Origin of the sequence: Paenibacillus sp. GYB003, from assembly GCF_036577625.1 — a bacterium.
Taxonomy (GTDB): Bacteria; Bacillota; Bacilli; order Paenibacillales; family NBRC-103111; genus Paenibacillus_AB.
On sequence record NZ_JARBDC010000031.1, the window covers coordinates 59,726 to 75,367 of the forward strand.

At 58.8% G+C, this 15,642-nt stretch carries 13 protein-coding genes and 3 tRNA genes; 8 read left to right on the plus strand and 8 right to left on the minus strand.

Annotation, left to right across the window (positions count from 1 at the left end):
* Positions 1–273: 273 nt before the first annotated feature.
* The 8 genes from PV407_RS10760 (at position 274) to PV407_RS10795 (ending at position 5,842) form a co-directional block, all read left to right on the plus strand.
* Complete coding sequence (locus PV407_RS10760; RefSeq protein WP_332089918.1) at positions 274–1,599, plus strand: ABC transporter substrate-binding protein; 1,326 nt, start codon at positions 274–276, stop codon at positions 1,597–1,599.
* A gap of 217 nt (positions 1,600–1,816) precedes the next feature.
* A complete protein-coding gene (locus PV407_RS10765; RefSeq protein ID WP_332089919.1) occupies positions 1,817–2,776 on the plus strand; it encodes an AraC family transcriptional regulator in 960 nt (319 codons plus the stop codon).
* A 249-nt stretch (positions 2,777–3,025) separates the two neighbouring features.
* Positions 3,026–4,306, plus strand: a complete 1,281-nt coding sequence (locus tag PV407_RS10770) for an ABC transporter substrate-binding protein (protein ID WP_332089920.1) — start codon at positions 3,026–3,028, stop codon at positions 4,304–4,306.
* Between the two features lie 153 nt (positions 4,307–4,459).
* A complete protein-coding gene (gene mscL, locus PV407_RS10775; protein WP_332089921.1) occupies positions 4,460–4,846 on the plus strand; it encodes a large conductance mechanosensitive channel protein MscL in 387 nt (128 codons plus the stop codon).
* Positions 4,847–5,106: 260 nt separating this feature from the next.
* Complete coding sequence (locus PV407_RS10780; RefSeq protein ID WP_332089922.1) at positions 5,107–5,487, plus strand: flagellar protein; 381 nt, start codon at positions 5,107–5,109, stop codon at positions 5,485–5,487.
* 106 nt (positions 5,488–5,593) lie between these two features.
* A tRNA-Lys gene (locus PV407_RS10785) sits at positions 5,594–5,665 on the plus strand.
* A 10-nt stretch (positions 5,666–5,675) separates the two neighbouring features.
* Positions 5,676–5,749: transfer RNA gene (locus tag PV407_RS10790), tRNA-Met, on the plus strand.
* 16 nt (positions 5,750–5,765) lie between these two features.
* Positions 5,766–5,842: transfer RNA gene (locus PV407_RS10795), tRNA-Asp, on the plus strand.
* Between the two features lie 472 nt (positions 5,843–6,314).
* On the opposite strand, the gene PV407_RS10800 is transcribed toward PV407_RS10795, so the two are convergent.
* The 8 genes from PV407_RS10800 to PV407_RS10835 all read right to left on the minus strand — a co-directional run bounded on the left by PV407_RS10800 (position 6,315) and on the right by PV407_RS10835 (position 15,162).
* On the minus strand, positions 6,315–8,132 hold the full coding sequence (locus PV407_RS10800; RefSeq protein ID WP_442951644.1) for a glycoside hydrolase family 2 protein: 1,818 nt from the start codon (positions 8,130–8,132) through the stop codon (positions 6,315–6,317).
* 162 nt (positions 8,133–8,294) lie between these two features.
* On the minus strand, positions 8,295–9,230 hold the full coding sequence (locus PV407_RS10805) for an ArsR/SmtB family transcription factor (protein WP_332089924.1): 936 nt from the start codon (positions 9,228–9,230) through the stop codon (positions 8,295–8,297).
* Positions 9,231–9,292: 62 nt separating this feature from the next.
* Positions 9,293–10,279 carry an ABC transporter ATP-binding protein gene (locus PV407_RS10810; RefSeq protein ID WP_332089925.1) on the minus strand — a complete coding sequence of 329 codons (987 nt, stop codon included), beginning with the start codon at positions 10,277–10,279 and terminating at the stop codon, positions 9,293–9,295.
* Between the two features lie 7 nt (positions 10,280–10,286).
* Positions 10,287–11,069, minus strand: a complete 783-nt coding sequence (locus tag PV407_RS10815; RefSeq protein ID WP_332089926.1) for an ABC transporter permease — start codon at positions 11,067–11,069, stop codon at positions 10,287–10,289.
* Entirely contained in the window at positions 11,066–11,887 is an 822-nt protein-coding gene (locus PV407_RS10820) for an ABC transporter permease (protein WP_332089927.1), read from the minus strand. The genes PV407_RS10815 and PV407_RS10820 overlap by 4 nt, the downstream gene beginning before the upstream one ends.
* Positions 11,869–13,017, minus strand: coding sequence for a serine hydrolase domain-containing protein (locus tag PV407_RS10825; RefSeq protein ID WP_332089928.1), 1,149 nt, complete (start codon positions 13,015–13,017; stop codon positions 11,869–11,871). Before PV407_RS10825 ends, PV407_RS10820 begins: the two co-directional genes overlap by 19 nt.
* A gap of 37 nt (positions 13,018–13,054) precedes the next feature.
* Positions 13,055–14,194: a serine hydrolase domain-containing protein gene (locus PV407_RS10830; RefSeq protein WP_332089929.1), complete on the minus strand. Its 1,140-nt coding sequence runs from the start codon at positions 14,192–14,194 to the stop codon at positions 13,055–13,057.
* Between the two features lie 182 nt (positions 14,195–14,376).
* Positions 14,377–15,162 (minus strand): hypothetical protein, encoded by a 786-nt coding sequence (locus PV407_RS10835; protein WP_332089930.1) that lies wholly within the window; start codon positions 15,160–15,162, stop codon positions 14,377–14,379.
* Positions 15,163–15,642 lie beyond the last annotated feature (480 nt).

A 15,642-nucleotide genomic window follows, 5' to 3' on the forward strand; every position in this document is an offset into this window, starting at 1 on the left:
CGACAGTGTATCGTAATAGGTACTATGGTATGACCAGAATTCGACATTCTGCGTCATCGCCCCTCGCAGCATGTTGCAGCGTGTTCCGTGTGACGGAACGACGGCATTGCCGGTTTTCCCAGCTTTGCCGTGCGCGCCGTGAAGCCGAAAGCCGAGCGGACGATAGGCATGCAGAAACGGGCGGCGTTTCGTCGGTTTTTCATGTTAAATTGGTCATACCATCATATGTATATGGTTCATTCACTCAAGTTCGTTAAAAAGGAGATGAAGCGTATGGCTGTTAAACCGATGCTTGCGCTCGCAGCCGTCTGTTTGATTGTAAGCGCTTGCGGAGGCCGTCCGGCGGACGACGCCGCGCAGCCCGATTCCGGCAAATCGGCCGATCCCGGCGCCGCGGCGGCGGCGATCGCCGACACGAAGACCGACCTGTACGTCGCGTATCCGGGAAGCGGCGAGAAAGACGAGCTGTTTATGCAGCGGTTCGGGGATCAAATTCGCAAAAAATTTCCGAATTATACGATCAAGTACGTTCCCCGGCTTGCCGCCGAAGGGACGAACTATTACGCCTCCGCGCTCGCCTCCGGCACCCCGATCGACATCATGATCGCGTCTCTCGGCACGACCTTCCCCTATTTGATGAACTTGAAGCTGGAAAGCGACATTAGCGATTTGATCGCGAAATACCGGTACGACCTGTCCCGGATCGAGCCTTCGTTAATCGAGATCCAGCGCCAGCTGGCGAACGGGGGCATTTACGGATTGCCGTGGACGAGCGGCAGCATCGTCTTTTTGTACAACAAAGACGTCTTCGACAAGTTCGGCGTTCCTTATCCGAAGGAAGGCATGAGCTGGGACGACGTGTACGAGACGGCGAAAAAGCTGACCCGCACCGACGGAGGCCAGCCGTATAAAGGGTTCGCGTTTCAATTCGACCAGTTGATGGCGACGAACCAATTGTCCGCCCCGTATTTCGATCCGAAAACGTATAAGGCGAAATTTTTGGAGGACAACTTCGTCAAAGCGTTCGACAATCTGGTCCGCTTTCACCGAATCGCCGGCAACGAGCCGCCGGCCGCCGGAGCGCCGAACGCGTTTCAAAAGGAGAAAAACGTCGCGATGTTCATGGGAACGAGCGGGCACGTCAAGCCGACCGCGGAGCAGGTGCCGAATTGGGACGCGGCTTCCGTCCCGGTAATGGCGCAAAAGCCGGACACCGGCTTCCAGGCGGCACCGGAATATTTTTACATTACGAACAAGAGCAAATCGCGGGACGCCGCGTTTCAGGTGCTCGCGTTCATCGCTTCGGACGAATTCCAGGAATGGCTCGGACGAACGAACGCGATATTGCCTGTCGTCAAAAACCCGGACCAGCTCATGAAGACGTTCGGCGCCGATTTGCCGGGCTTTGCCGGCAAAAACGTCCGCTCGCTTATTCCGCGCGCCTATGCGCCGCTGACGACGTCGCCGTATTTGACGATCGGCAACGCGGAAATGCTGGCGGCGCTGCAGGCCGTTCTCGGCGGCAAAGACGCGAACACGGCGCTGCGGGAAGCCGGGGAGCGGGCGGATCAGCGCATCGCGGCCGAGCTGGGCAAGTAGGTCGTATCCGCCGCTTGGAAGCTCGCGGTCAGTCGCACCTTCGTCCCCGTCCCGCTTCTATCGGTCCAAAGCTCGCCCTGCGACAGGCGAGCTTTTATTCTGCGTATTTTCGGCCGCCGGCTTGGGGCCGCGAATGCGATTCATTCGACCCGCACCCGAGCCGGATATGGTATGATGGGTGAAGAGGAAGAAGATCGGACCGAGAGGGGCGGTTGCCGTGTCGCACCGTGCACCGGCGAGAATTACGAGCATTCCGGGAAAACGGCGCTTCCAATTCGACTGCGTGCCGACTTCGCCGGAGCTGAAAGAGTACGGAGCCATTTCGTTGTACCAGTTCGGCGATTTGACGTGCGACGCCGGATTCGCGCTCGGCGAGCATCGGCAAGCTTGCTACGAAATTTCGTACGTCGTATCGGGCAAAGGCTGGTTTGCGACGAACGGCGTCCGCTGGGATCTTCAGGCGGGAGATTTGTACATCGGCTTGCCCGGCGAGCTGCATGAAGGGGGAGCGGATGCGGACGACCCGTTCCGTTATTTTTACGTCGGCTACCATTTCAATACGGAAGCGGAAGGCGCCGGCTGGCTGCTGCCGATCAAGGAAACGATCGACAACAAGCAGTCGCCGCGCTGCAAAGACCGGCTCGACATTCGTACTCCGTTCGTCAACGTGCTCAAGGAGCTGAGCAGCGCGAGCCCGCTCTCCCACAAAATGATTCAGCTTTATTTGGAGCAAATCGTCGTGCTGACGTACCGCAACTTTTTTTCCGACTGGGAGGCGAAATATCCCGGGGAAGGCTCGGAGCACGGCGCGAAAAGAGCCGTTTACGCGGCGCTGCAGTATATCGACGATCATTTGCTGCAAATCGGCGATTTGAAGGAAGTGTCGGATGCGTTCGGGTACAGCCTCTCGTATTTGTCGCATCTCGTCGCCCAGGAGACGGGCGTCAGCTTGCGCGGCACGTTCGCGAAGCGGAAATGGGAGAAAACGATCGAGCTGATGAAGGAAGGCAGCTACAGCATCACGGAAATCGCCTCGATCATGAACTACGATTCGATCCATACGTTCAGCCGCGCGTTTCGGAAAGCGTTCGGCGTATCGCCGTCGCGCTACATCCGGGAGACGATCGGCGGGCGCGGACCCGGAAAGGCCCCGGTGCATGGTAATACGGAACCATAATCATAATCGGATAGCCAAGAGCAAGGCTTGGAGAGCCGGCGATCGCGGAGATTGCCGGTTTTTTCGTATTAAGGCATCGATCGGACATGTTGCTATCGCCAAAAAAACCGAATGACGGAATCGGGGCCGAATCGGGGCGGCTGCACAATTTTACGGCGGGATCGGTCCAATACAACGGAGTCGATCGTTGTCTATACTGATGGCAGAACGATATTGGAAACGATTTCATTTTCAGAGAGGGGCGGGACTATGAAAAGAAGGATAGCGATCGCGGCGGCGGTTCTCCTGTTCGCCGGGGGGTGCGGGGCCGCGACGAAACCGGCCGACCCGAAGGGCGAGACGGAGGTCGGCACGGAACCGGTCACGCTGAAGATGTACAATTACGGCGCCCTGACGCCGGACATTATCGACCGTCTGTTCGTCCGGCCGATGAAGCAAAAATATCCGCACATGACGCTGCAGGTGATCGAACGAAGCGCCGCGCCGATCGAAAGCTTGGCGATCGCCGGGAACGAGGTCGACATCATTACCGGTTGGGGCAGTCTGCTCGACCAGTTCGGCAATTTCAAGCTGCTGGCCGATTTGAATCCGTATATCGGGAAGCACGGCGTCGATCTGAGCCGGTTCGAGAAATCCAATCTGGACGGGGTCCGGCTGCAATCCGATACGATCGCCAAAGGCAGCTTGATGGCGCTGCCGTTCGGCTATAACTACTACGCGACGTTTTACAATAAAACCATATTCGACAAATTCGGCGTCTCGTACCCCCCGGACGGCATGACTTGGGATCAAGCGATCGAAGTCGCCAAAAAGCTGACGCGGACGGAAGGCGGAGTCCAGTACAAAGGACTCGATCCGGAAGGGATCGAGAAAGTCGGCAACGCGCTGTCGATTCCGTACGTCGACCCGGTTACGTTCAAGGCGGCGGTCCATACCGACGGCTGGCGCAAAGTGTTCGAGCTGACGAAGCGGATCAACGACATTCCGGGCAACGAGTTTCAAATAACGAATCACGCCGGCACGATCAAACGGTTCGTCAAAGATAAAAACGTGGCGATGCTGGCCGCGCCCGAAGTGCTGAACAGTATGGCCGACGCCGATTTCGACTGGGATTTGGCTGAATATCCGTACTTCCCGGAAAGGCCGCATACGTCCGGCATGGTGCAGACGTTCGTGCTGCAAATCGCCTCGAACAGCAAGCATCCGGAGCAGGCGATGCAGGTCATTCGGCTGGCGACGTCGGACGAGACGCAGACGCTGCTGGCGAAGTCCGGCCTCATGATGAGCGCCCTGCAAAACGAAGCGATCAACAAAAATTTCGGCGCGGACAATCCGCTGCTGAAAAACAAACATATCGAAGCGATCCTGAAGACGAAGCCGGCCCCTTACGTCGTGCAAACCCGCTTTACGAAAGCGAGGGGGATCCTCGAAGCGAAATACAAAGATTACGCGGCAGGCAAAAAAGACGTCAATACGGCGCTAAGGGAAGCGAACGAGGAAATCGACGCGTATATCGCGACGGAAAAATGAGGCGGATTCCGCTTGCCGTTTCCGAAACCCGCATGTTCGGCGGGTTTTTTCCGTTCGCGGACCGGAATCGGTCTGACCGGTCTATTGACAGACGGAAGCGCTTGTCTTATTTTTGTTGGAGATAGGCGCACCGAAACCGAGGAGGAATACAGGATGTGGAAAGACTTTAAAGCATTTGCGATGAAAGGGAACGTGTTCGATCTTGCGATCGGCGTTATTATCGGGGCCGCCTTCGGTAAAATCGTCACTTCGCTCGTCGCCGACATTTTGACGCCGATTTTGGGTTTGCTGCTCGGGGGGCGGAACTTTTCCGGACTGACGCTGCAGTTCGGCGATGCCGTCATCAAATACGGCGTTTTTTTGCAATCGGTGATCGACTTCTTTATCGTGTCGTACTCGATTTTCCTGTTCATCAAGCTGCTCGGCAAGTTTAAACGCAAGCAGGAGGAGAAGCCCGCGGCGCCGCCGGCGCCTTCCAAGGAGGAGCAGCTGCTCGCCGAAATCCGCGATTTGCTGAAGCAGCAGCAAGGCGCGCGCTGAGCGACTTCGCGGGAAAAATTTGTTTCGCGGAGAACAGCTTCGCGGGAAGAAGACCTTTTCGAGGGTCTTTTTTTGTTGGCCGCCATGTTTCGGAAAACCGCAAAAACTAACTTTTACGGCTGCTGCCCATTGTTGCCGTCAGCGGCGTATAGTAAAATGGAAGCAGGTCTTTTTGCCTATATCTATTGGCGTTCTTAGGCGGGCCCGAATGGCGCGGAATGCGGTCATCGCCCTGCCGGAGACGAAGAGGACGAACTCGGATGAGCTTACAAGTCGACCATTGCCCGAAATGCGGCTCCGTTTATCGGAAAAACGCCCGGAGCCTGTGCGGTGTTTGCAGCGCGCAGCAGGACCGGGAGCTGAATCGCTGTCTCGACCATCTGTGGAAGTTTCCGGACGCCACGACCGACGAATTGAGCGATGCGACGAACATCGCGGTCTCTTCCATTTACCGGTTCATCAAGGAAGGAAAGCTGCCCCGCGGCTGCGACCGCCTGACATACCCCTGCGAATGCTGCGGAGCACCGATTCATAGCAACCGATTATGCGGCCTATGTACGATATCGTTCAAGCAAACGGCGGCGGAGCTTCGAGCGAAGCTGATCCGGGCGCAACCATCCGCGTATCAAATATACAAGTGAGCGAAAGCCGTTTTTTTGCTTGGAACTATTTTTTTTAATATAAAAGGTTGCAATTAAAAGAATCATATGCTATATTATTATTCGCTGCTTAAGAAAAATTATTTACAGGTCCGTAGCTCAATGGCAGAGCAACCGGCTCTTAACCGGTAGGTTGTGGGTTCGACCCCCACCGGGCCTATGTGTATCGACGCGGGGTGGAGCAGCCCGGTAGCTCGTCGGGCTCATAACCCGAAGGCCGCAGGTTCAAATCCTGCCCCCGCAATTTTATCGTTTGGCGCGGAGCTGTGGTGTAGAGGCCTAACATGCCTGCCTGTCACGCAGGAGACCGCGGGTTCGAATCCCGTCAGCTCCGCCATTCGTTTAACCCGAAAGTACGGAATGAGAGCCTAATCGTTCGTCGGAGCTTTGCTTCGATAGCCATGGGTAAGCAGATCGTTGAATGTTTCGAACGCAACCGTCCGATTTGGGCGGTTTTTTTATACCTTCCGCCGAGAATGGGAAGCCGCCCATTCGATAAGGCGCATGACCGCAAAAGCTGCCTTCGGCGGCGCCGGTCACTCGGATATCGGCATCGAATTCCGCTATTTTAACGGAAAATAGCTTCGGGCGCGTCGGTAACGGAATGCGATTCCGTTATTTCGGGATAGGGAGACGTTTTGAAGCGAATTCGCGACGAATAACGGAACAGGTGAAATTCGGCATTAACGGAATACGGTACCGTTATACGTGCGTCCGACAAAAAAAGGCATCGTCCCGGCGGCTTTTGCCGCCCCGGAAGATGCCTTTTTGCTTTGCGGCTTCAGGCGAATGCCCGCCTGCCTGTCCCGCTACTCGTTCGCCGGCAGCTGCGGCAGCTGCCCTTGGTTGATTTGCTTGATGACGTCGAACGGCAGCTTCGGCTTGCGGTCGTACGTCATCAGCCCGTTTACCTCCTGCTCGACGTCGGTCAGCTGCGTATAGCAGAAGCCGCGTACGACAGGGCTTTGCAGCAGCGGATGGACGACGTCGGCGAGCCGTTTGACGAAGTCGGCCTCGTCCTTGGCGCCGGAATAGCCCCAGCCTTCCTGGCCGGCCTGTTTGAAGGCGATGCCGCCGAATTCGCTGACGACGATCGGCTGCCCCTCGTACCGGAAGCCGGGCGCAAATATGCGCCGGCGCGCCGGCTCGGCGTTCACGGCGGTTTCCGCCGCGGCGTACCGCTCGGTCAGCACGTCCCGTTTCCACGCATAATCGTGAATCGTGCACAGATCGGTGACGGCGTGCTCCCAGCCGTCGTTGGAGACGACGGGTCGGGTCGGGTCGAGCGATTTGGTCAAATAATACAGCGCCTGCGCGTGCGTCTGCTGCTGCTTGTCGACCGATATGTTCGGGACGCCCCAGCTTTCGTTGAGCGGCACCCAGACGACGACGCACGGATGGTTGTAGTCCCGCTCGATCGCTTCCATCCATTCCTTCGTCATCCGTTCCGCATAACGTTCCGTATACACGTATGCGTTGGCCATTTCCCCCCAAAGCAGCAAGCCCAGCTTGTCGCACCAGTACAAGTAGCGCGGATCTTCGATTTTTTGGTGCTTTCTCGCGCCGTTGAAGCCCATCGACTTCGTCGCCTCCACGTCGAAGCGGATCGCCTCGTCGGTCGGCGGCGTCAGCAAGCCGTCCGGAAAGTACCCTTGGTCGAGCACGAGCTTCATCAAGTACGGGGAGTTGTTCAAATACAGCTTGCCGCCTTCGATCGATATTTTGCGCATGCCGAAATAGCTGCGGACCCGATCGATCGGCTGCCCGTTCCGTTCGAGCGTGAAGGCGACCTCGAACAAATTGGGCCGCTCCGGGCTCCACCAATGCGATCTGGCGCTTCCTACGCCGGAACCGGAGCCGATGGAGAGGCCGACGCTGCGCGACTCGGTTTCGCCGCGAAGGCTGAAGACGTCCTCGGCGACCGTTTCGCCGGCGAACGTAACGGTCGTGCGGACCGCGAGCGAATCCGCGAATTTGGCTCCGTTCGTAAACGGCAGCGCCACATGGAAACGCATATCGACGCAGTCCCGGTCGATGTCCGGCGTCAGCCGAACCTGGCGCAGATGGACGGCGTTCACGGCTTCGAGCCAAACGGTCTGCCATATGCCGGTCGTTCGGGTGTAAAAGATGCCCTCGGAGCGCTCTTTCCAATATTGCTTGCCGCGCGGCAATGCCAAATCGCGGCTGTAGTCCTGCGCGCGGACGACGATCCGGTTGCCGCCTTCGTTCAGCGCCTCCGTAATATCCGCGTGAAACGGCGTATGTCCGCCTTCGTGTACGGCGACCAATTGGCCGTTGACCCATACTTTGGCGGCATAGTCGACGGCGCCGAAGTGGAGGATGACGCGTTTGCCTTGAAAATGCGGCGGCATCTCCACCGTCCTGCGGTACCAGACGATATCGTGAACCGAAACGTCGCCGATGCCGCTCAGCTTGCTTTGGAAGCAGTAAGGCACGACGATCGTTTTGGAAAACGGTCGATCCGCATCGGCGTACCATTTGCCGCTTTCGCCTTCGTCGCGATCGTCGAACTCGAAATCCCATTGCCCGTTCAAGCACAGCCAGTCGTCTCTTTCAAATTGCGGCCTCGGATATTCCGCTCTCGGTACGGCATTCGCGCTGCTCATGTCCATCTCTCCTTAATAATATATATAATTGAAATAAAACAATAAAAAATGAGGTAATGTCGAAAGCGAAGAAACGGACGACGGAACGACATCCGTATGCGCTTTCGGCAGGGCGAATCCGGGTTTGTCCGAATGCGACAAACCCGCTTGCCTATTCGTTATTTATCCCGGCCGCGATTTGCCGTTATAGTCGAATCGGACGAGCAAGTCCTGCTCGTAATTGCCGAATTTGGCGCCGAACAGGTTGAGCCCGCCGACGTTGTCGCTATCCGGCTTGACGCCGATGCGCAGCTGAAACGCCGGAGCGTCGTGAACGCCGAGCCGGTCGATCGTAACGTCGGACACTTGCCGGCCGTCGATATAAGCGCCTTTGCCGTCGATCCGCCATTTTTTCAGCAGCCCGTACTGGCTTCGATGGCGATCCCACCACGAGGGCGTCAGCAGCCCGCGTTCGCCGCCGAAATCGCCGGGACTGAGGTACGTGCCGATTTCGATGCCGTTGATCCACACCGTAATGTCCGACGGCCAGTCCATGTTGTACATCGGCGCTTCCGAGCACACTTCCATCGAAACTTCGAGACCGGTCAGCCGGGCGCCGTACGGAACCTGGTTCGGAATTTGGTACGAAACGTAGCCTTGCCGGAACCAGAGCAGCTGCGCCTTGATTTTATCCGGCCCGTAAAAGCTGCGCGGCTCGTCCAAATAGCCGATGATGCTTTCTTCGCTGGCGAGACCGCAAGTCGGCCGCACGTCGCAATCCGAATAAAGGCCGATCGGCATATGCACGTATCGGACCGATTCGTCCGCGGCCGAGACGTCGTCCTTCAAATCGACGACGAGCTGGTCGAACTTCGCGGAGCATACTTTTTGAAAGCCGCGCGTGCCGGGAAGCAGCTCGGTCCGGATCAGTCCGGCGTCCTCCAGCTTCTTGACGCTGACGGTCGCGGTCGAGGACGGGAGCCCGAACATGTCGGCGATTTCGTTCACGTTCATGTCGGCTTTCTGGATTTGCTTGAAGATTTGCAGCCGCGATTCGTTGGACAGCGCTTTGGCGATTTCCAAAAATTCGTCTGCGGACAGTTTCAATATGCGGGACATGGAGCCGCCCTTTCTTTTAACTCTCAATATTAATTGTTAATGTTCAAAAATAGTATAGGGTTTCATGGCGATTTCGTCAAATACAATTGTTTGATCACCCGGTCGATCGGAAGCTCCTGCACGGACATGTCGAGCAGCGTGCACATGCCGTTCACCGCGGCGAAAAACTCGTTTATTTTCAAAAGCCCGGTATCGAGCTCGATTTCCGCCTCATGCGGGGAAATCATGCGTACGACGGCGGCGCCGCGAAGCTGTAAATCGGGAAAACGGTCCTCGGTCAGCAGCCGGATCATTTTGCCGCCTCCGACTTGGGTGCGCATCGCGCCGATCGTATCGTCGAAGACGATTTCGCCGTGGTTGACGACGATCACCCGTCCGGCAAGCTGCTCGACGTCGTCCAAATCGTGCGTCGTCAAAATGAAGGTGACTCCTTTGCGATTCATCTTCCAAATGAACCCGCGGATGTTTTCTTTGGCGATGACGTCCAGACCGATCGTCGGCTCGTCGAGGAAAACGATTTGCGGGCGATGGAGCATCGCCATCATAAATTCGCACTTCATCCGTTCCCCGAGCGACAGCTGGCGCGTCGGCTTGCGGACGACGTCGCGCACGTCCAGCAGCTCGGTCAGCTCCTCGAGCGTTTCGTCGAATTCGGCCTGCGGAATCGAGTAAATCGCTTTGTTCATATGGAACGCGTCCAGCGGCGGGATGTCCCACAGCAGCTGCGATTTTTGTCCGAAAACGGCGCCGATGCGGGCGACGTAGCTTTTGCGCTGCTTCCACGGCACGTATCCCATAATGCGGACGTCGCCCGACGTCGGATGAAGGACGCCGGTCAATATTTTCAGCGTCGTCGATTTGCCGGCGCCGTTCGGCCCCAAAAAACCGACGATTTCCCCCCGGCCGATTTGAAACGAAATGCCTTTGACGGCCTCCACTTCGACCGTTTGGCGGTACAGCAAGCTTTTGAGCGATTCCTTGAACGTATGGCCGCGTTGAAACGTCGTATACGTTTTCGTCAGGCGGCTTACTTCGATCAGCTTGTTCATGTTCGATTTACCCACCCGCGCTCGTATAATTGCCCAGCATCCGATGCCAAAACGTCAAGCTGAGCGTGAAAAAGGCGATACAGACGGCGACGGCGGTCCATACGTCGGCGGAAAGCTTGCCGAGCAGGGCGGACGCCGGAAAATAGCCGATCATCATGACCGGAACGGCTTGCAGCGCGATGCCTACGAACGATTTCGCGAAGACGGAGCGGGGGTATTGGCCGAACGACGTGACGGAGTCGAATATTTCGTACACGCGGCTGCTGCCGACCCAGCGGAACAAGATGCCGGACATGAGCAGCGCGAACGAGAACAGCGCCATAACGGAAAATAGCATCAGCACCCCGAACAACAGCCAGTCGGCCGCTCCCGCCGCCGGGACGTACCAGGACGCCGCGCCCATGACCAGCAGGCCGCTAAGCAGGCGTCCGAGCCCGTCCGGCTGGAAGCCGGTAACGAGCGCCATATAGAGCGCCGGCCGCGGCTTGATCAGCAGCAGGTCGAACGTGCCCTCCCGCACCCGGTCGAGCGTGTTCCAGACGATGCCGAAGAAAAACGGGAAGGCGATCCCTTTCGACAGCAGGAATACCGACTGGATGAGCAGCGCTTCGCCGAGGCTCCACCCCGGGAACGAAGCGCCCGTACGGTAAATGAGAAACGTGACGAGCGGAACGACCAGCTCGCCGGCGATCGTCAAAAACGAGCTGATCCAAAAATCGCCGCGGTACGCCATTCGGCTCGCGAACGACGTTTTGACGATTTCGACGTACGCGCGCAAACCGCCCGTCATGCCCCCACCCCCGTAAAACGTTTGATCCCGAGCCGCCACAGCATTTCGGAGACGAGCCACATGAAGCATACCGCGACCGCCTGCAGACCGACGATTTGCGGGATCGACATCGCGATGCCGCCGAGCTCGTACGAACCGATAAATACGCGAGCGGGCACGTACACGATAAATTGGAACGGCAGCACGAACAGCGCTTTTTGCAGAACGTCCGGCAAAAACGTAAGCGGCAAAAACACCCCGGCCGAAACGTCGCGCAGCAGATGAAACATGCCGCGAATGCCGTGCGCGTTCGTCAGCCAAAACGCCGTAAGCCCGATGCAGTAGTTGACGAGAAACATCATCAGGAAGCTGAGCGCCGCGGAGACGGCGGCCCAGACCGGATAGGCCGGCATCAAGTCGACCTGAAAGCCGAAATGCAAAATGAGCGCGACGGGAACGAGCTCGAGCCAAAAGCCGAGAATCCGGTGCCCCGCCTTTTGCGACAAGGCGAACCAGCGGTGCGAAACCGGTCGCAGCAAAAAGGTGAGAAATTTGCCGGTGCGAATGAGCATTTGCAAATTCCAATCGGCAAAGTCGAAAACGGCGTAATTGATGACGGCGATAATGCCGTAATAGGCGAGCATTTGCTCCAGCGTCAGCCCGCCTACCGTTTCCCGGGTCGAGAACACCGCCTGCCAGATGAACAGCTGAACGAGAAACAGGACGGGGCCGACGAAGAGGGAGACGGCCATATGCGACCGATAGGCCGCCCACTCTTTGTAGGTGACGAACGCGACGGATTTCAGCACCCGCAGCATGGTCAGTTCAAGCCCGACCAAATGATGTTGCCCGGATGAACGATCGATTCCGGCAAAAATCCCGGCAAGGAGGTCGGCACGAAAAAGACGGCGACGAGCTGTTCGGCCGGGTCGATATGAAGCGCGCACCGGCCTGCGCCTTCGTGGGAAAACGTCGCCTGCGACTTCAGCTCGCCCCGCTCCAGAAACAGGTTGAGGCCGAGTCCGTAATTTTTGGACGGAATTTGAACGCCCCAGGCATAGGCCGGCACCCGGAACAGGTGGTTGCGGGTCATCGCCTCGACCGATTTCCGGCCGATGATGCGTTTGCCGCGGAACGTGCCTTTGTCGAGCAGCATTTGGCCGAACTTCCACAGGTCGTGCAGCGTGGAGTGCAGGCCGCCGCCGGCGCGCGGCATTTTGCCGGGCTGCTTCGTGTTCGCCGTCAGCCGTTCCGCGTCGAATCGTTCCGCCAGGCAAACTTCGCCGTGCAAATGAGGAGGCACTTCGAAAAACGTGCGCTCCATTTCGAGCGGCTCCAGGATCGAGCGCGCAACGTAGTCGTTATAATGCATGCCGGTTACTCTGCCGATCAATTCGCCGAGCACGCCGAAACCGGCGCTGGAATAGTTGTAAAACTCGCCCGGTTTGCAGCGGACCGGGCCGGACAGCACGCCTTTGATCCAGTCGTCGCTGTCGGTGCCGTTCCACCAGCCGCGCGGATACGGCTCCAAATAATAGCCGGGGTCCGGGCAAATGCCCGACGTATGGGTCAGCAGGTGGAACACCGTGATCGATTTATGTAAGGCGGTGTCGAACTCGCCGATGACGCTCGAGACGGGCTGTTCGAGATACAGCTTGCCGTCCTCGACGAGCTTCATGATCGCGACGGCGGTAAACGCTTTCGTCGTCGAGGCGATTCGGCGTATGGAATCGGGCTTCAGGTCGCCGCCTTCCTCGAAGCCGACGCGCGCGCCCATCGATTTATGGGCGAAGATGCTGCCGTAGCGGGCCAGCAAATAGGAGGCGGCCTGCAGCTTGCGCTCCGCGATCAACTTCAGGAAATGGCGGTCGAGCACGTCAAGCTTCCCCGCGTCGTAGCCGACTTCGGCCGGATCGGCATCCGTCCGCCCGAGGTGAACCGTCTCCTCGCGCAGCTGTTCGTTCGTCATAGGCATCCCTCTTTTCGTATATTCGCGGTGGGGGTAATCACTTCAAGCCCGACCACATGACCGCTCTCGTGCCGATGACGGACAGCGGAGCCCACAGGATGCCCGTCGGTACGATGAAGACGGCGACGAACCGTTCCGCCGGGTCGACCTTGACGCCGCACCGTCCGAATCCTTCGTGTCCGTACGTTCCCGGCGTTTCGATCGTCGGCGCGGCCAGGCTCAAGCCGAGGCCGAACGAATAGTCGGAGGCGTTGCTGCCCCAGACGCTCGTCTTGACGCCGGACAGCTGGTTGCGCGTCATCGCTTCCACCGATTTGCGGCTGAGGATGCGGGCTCCGCCGAACGTTCCGCCGTTCAGCATCGTTTGGCCGAGCTTCCACATGTCTTCGAGGGTGGAGAAGAGGCCGTTTCCCGCGCGCGGCGGCTTCCCCGTCCGGTCTTCGCTGGAGCGGCATTCGCCGACCTGCCATTCGTCTGTCACGCAAACCTCGTCCAGCAAATGATCCGGCACCTCGAAAAAGGTGCGGGTCATGCCGAGCGGCCGGGCGATGCGCTCGATCACGTACCGCTCGTACGGAATGCCGGACGCCCGCGTAACGATTTCGCCCAGCACGGCGAAGCCCGCGCTCGAATAGGCGTACCGCTCGCCCGGCTTGAAGGGAAGCGGTCCCGAAAGGACGGCCGTGATCCAGTCGTCGTACCCTCTCAGCCCTTCGAACCAGGCGGTCGGATACGGCTCGAGAAACGCGCCCGGATCGGGGTAGACGCCCGACGTATGGGTCAGCAGCTGAAAGACGGTGATGTTTTTATGTAGCGGCGTATCGAAGTGCGGCAGCACGGTCGACACCGCTTGCTCCAAAAACAGCTTCCCTTCCTCGATCAGCTGCATGACGGCCACGGCGGTGAAAAACTTGGTGACCGAATACGTCTTGCGGATGCTGTCCGGCATCAAATCCGGACTTCCGTCCCGATACGTGAGCTTTCCCATGGACCGGTGGGCGAATATGCGCCCGTCCCGCGACATCAAGTAACCGGCGCACTGCAGCTTGCCGTCGCCGATCATACCCGCCAAATGGGCGTCCAGCGCCTGCAGCCGCTCCGCGTCGTACCCGGCTTCCTCCGGCGACGCGTCCGTTCGTCCGTCGTGAAAAACCGGCATTTCCGTTTCTCGGATCATACCGAACCCCGCTTCCTGATCATAGTAATGATACCTGCAAGTTCCAGAACTGTTTAACCATTATAAGACAGAACGTACGTTCTGTCTACGGATATTTTGGCTTTATCGATTTTATAGCCGCGACAAAGAAAAAGGCCGCGACATACGGTCGCAGCCCGATGATGACGATCGGTTCGGCAGGATCAGTAGCAAACGGAAGACTCGACATATTTCAGGTCGATGGAATATCGAACCCAGGTCCGCCCGGTCCAACGCCAGCCGCCGATCGAGCTGCGGCCGACAAAGGTCAAATACATCCAGTACGAGTCGCCGTTCCTTTGCCAAATGTAGGTAAACTTGTTGCGGCAGCGGGCGATCGCCCCCGGGTCGAGCGCATACGCGGAAGCGGGCGGCTTCGCGGGAATTTGCGACGGAGGCGCGGTCATCGGCGCTTGCTCGCCGCCGGTTGCGCTTGATCCGCCGACGTCGCCAAATCCGCCGACGCTGCCCGGTCCGTCGCCGTCGTCGGAGCCGGTCGCGACGCCGGTGGAGCCGGAGCCGCCGGGCAGGCTAGAGCCGCCGGGCAGGCTAGAGCCGCCGGGCAAGCCGGAGCTGCCCGGGAAGGCGGAGCTGCCAGGCAAGCCGGAGCCGCCGGGCAAGCCGGAGCTGCCGGGCAAGCCGGAGCCGCCGGGGAAGGCGGAGCTGCCGGGCAAGCCGGAGCCGCCCGGGAAAGCGGAGCCGCCGGGCAAGCCGGAGCCGCCCGGGAAGGCGGAGCTGCCCGGGAAAGCGGAGCTGCCGGGCAAGCCGGAGCCGCCCGGGAAGGCGGAGCCGCCCGGGAAGGCGGAGCTGCCGGGCAAGCCGGAGCCGCCCGGGAAGGCGGAGCTGCCGGGCAAGCCGGAGCCGCCCGGGAAAGCGGAGCCGCCGGGCAAGCCGGAGCCGCCCGGGAAGGCGGAGCCGCCGGGCAAGCCGGAGCCGTCTGGCAGGCCCACGCCGCTTTGTCCCCCCGTTCCGGGAGGAAGCCCGAGGGCACGGCTCTCATCGTCCGGAATTTCCACATATTGCGCCGGTATAAACACCCACATATCGTCAAACATCCTTTCGCTTCAGCATTGATGCCTACGTTCAATGTATGTCGGCGAAAGCCTATTGACACAACTTTCATTCGGGCTACGACGAGCTAACGGTTTGTCCGGGGGGAGCGGCGCGCATAAGAGCTTATTGAGACTTCTATTTTGTGAGGCGTTTCTCCGCTATTTCGGCATGAATACGAGTCCCCAAAGACCTCTAAAGTAAACGGGGAACGGGTATGCGAGAACATAAGAGTCTCAAACGTCCGCTATTTTGCCAAAGCTTCGAGATGAGACTCCCAACCTGCGGATATCGAAGCAAAACCGCCTCACGCCGCCGCTGCGCCTGCGGCCCTCGCCCGCGCCGCCTCGCCGCCGCCGCCGCGCCTGCTTACGCGCCTG

Bases quoted from the DNA above. Each gene is read 5' to 3' on its own strand.
- PV407_RS10760 (WP_332089918.1), top strand. From the start codon at position 274: ATGGCTGTTAAACCGATGCTTGCGCTCGCAGCCGTCTGTTTGATTGTA.
- PV407_RS10770 (WP_332089920.1), top strand. From the start codon at position 3,026: ATGAAAAGAAGGATAGCGATCGCGGCGGCGGTTCTCCTGTTCGCCGGG.
- mscL (WP_332089921.1), top strand. From the start codon at position 4,460: ATGTGGAAAGACTTTAAAGCATTTGCGATGAAAGGGAACGTGTTCGAT.
- PV407_RS10780 (WP_332089922.1), top strand. From the start codon at position 5,107: ATGAGCTTACAAGTCGACCATTGCCCGAAATGCGGCTCCGTTTATCGG.
- PV407_RS10800 (WP_442951644.1), bottom strand. From the start codon at position 8,132: ATGAGCAGCGCGAATGCCGTACCGAGAGCGGAATATCCGAGGCCGCAA.
- PV407_RS10805 (WP_332089924.1), bottom strand. From the start codon at position 9,230: ATGTCCCGCATATTGAAACTGTCCGCAGACGAATTTTTGGAAATCGCC.
- PV407_RS10810 (WP_332089925.1), bottom strand. From the start codon at position 10,279: ATGAACAAGCTGATCGAAGTAAGCCGCCTGACGAAAACGTATACGACG.
- PV407_RS10815 (WP_332089926.1), bottom strand. From the start codon at position 11,069: ATGACGGGCGGTTTGCGCGCGTACGTCGAAATCGTCAAAACGTCGTTC.
- PV407_RS10825 (WP_332089928.1), bottom strand. From the start codon at position 13,017: ATGACGAACGAACAGCTGCGCGAGGAGACGGTTCACCTCGGGCGGACG.
- PV407_RS10830 (WP_332089929.1), bottom strand. From the start codon at position 14,194: ATGATCCGAGAAACGGAAATGCCGGTTTTTCACGACGGACGAACGGAC.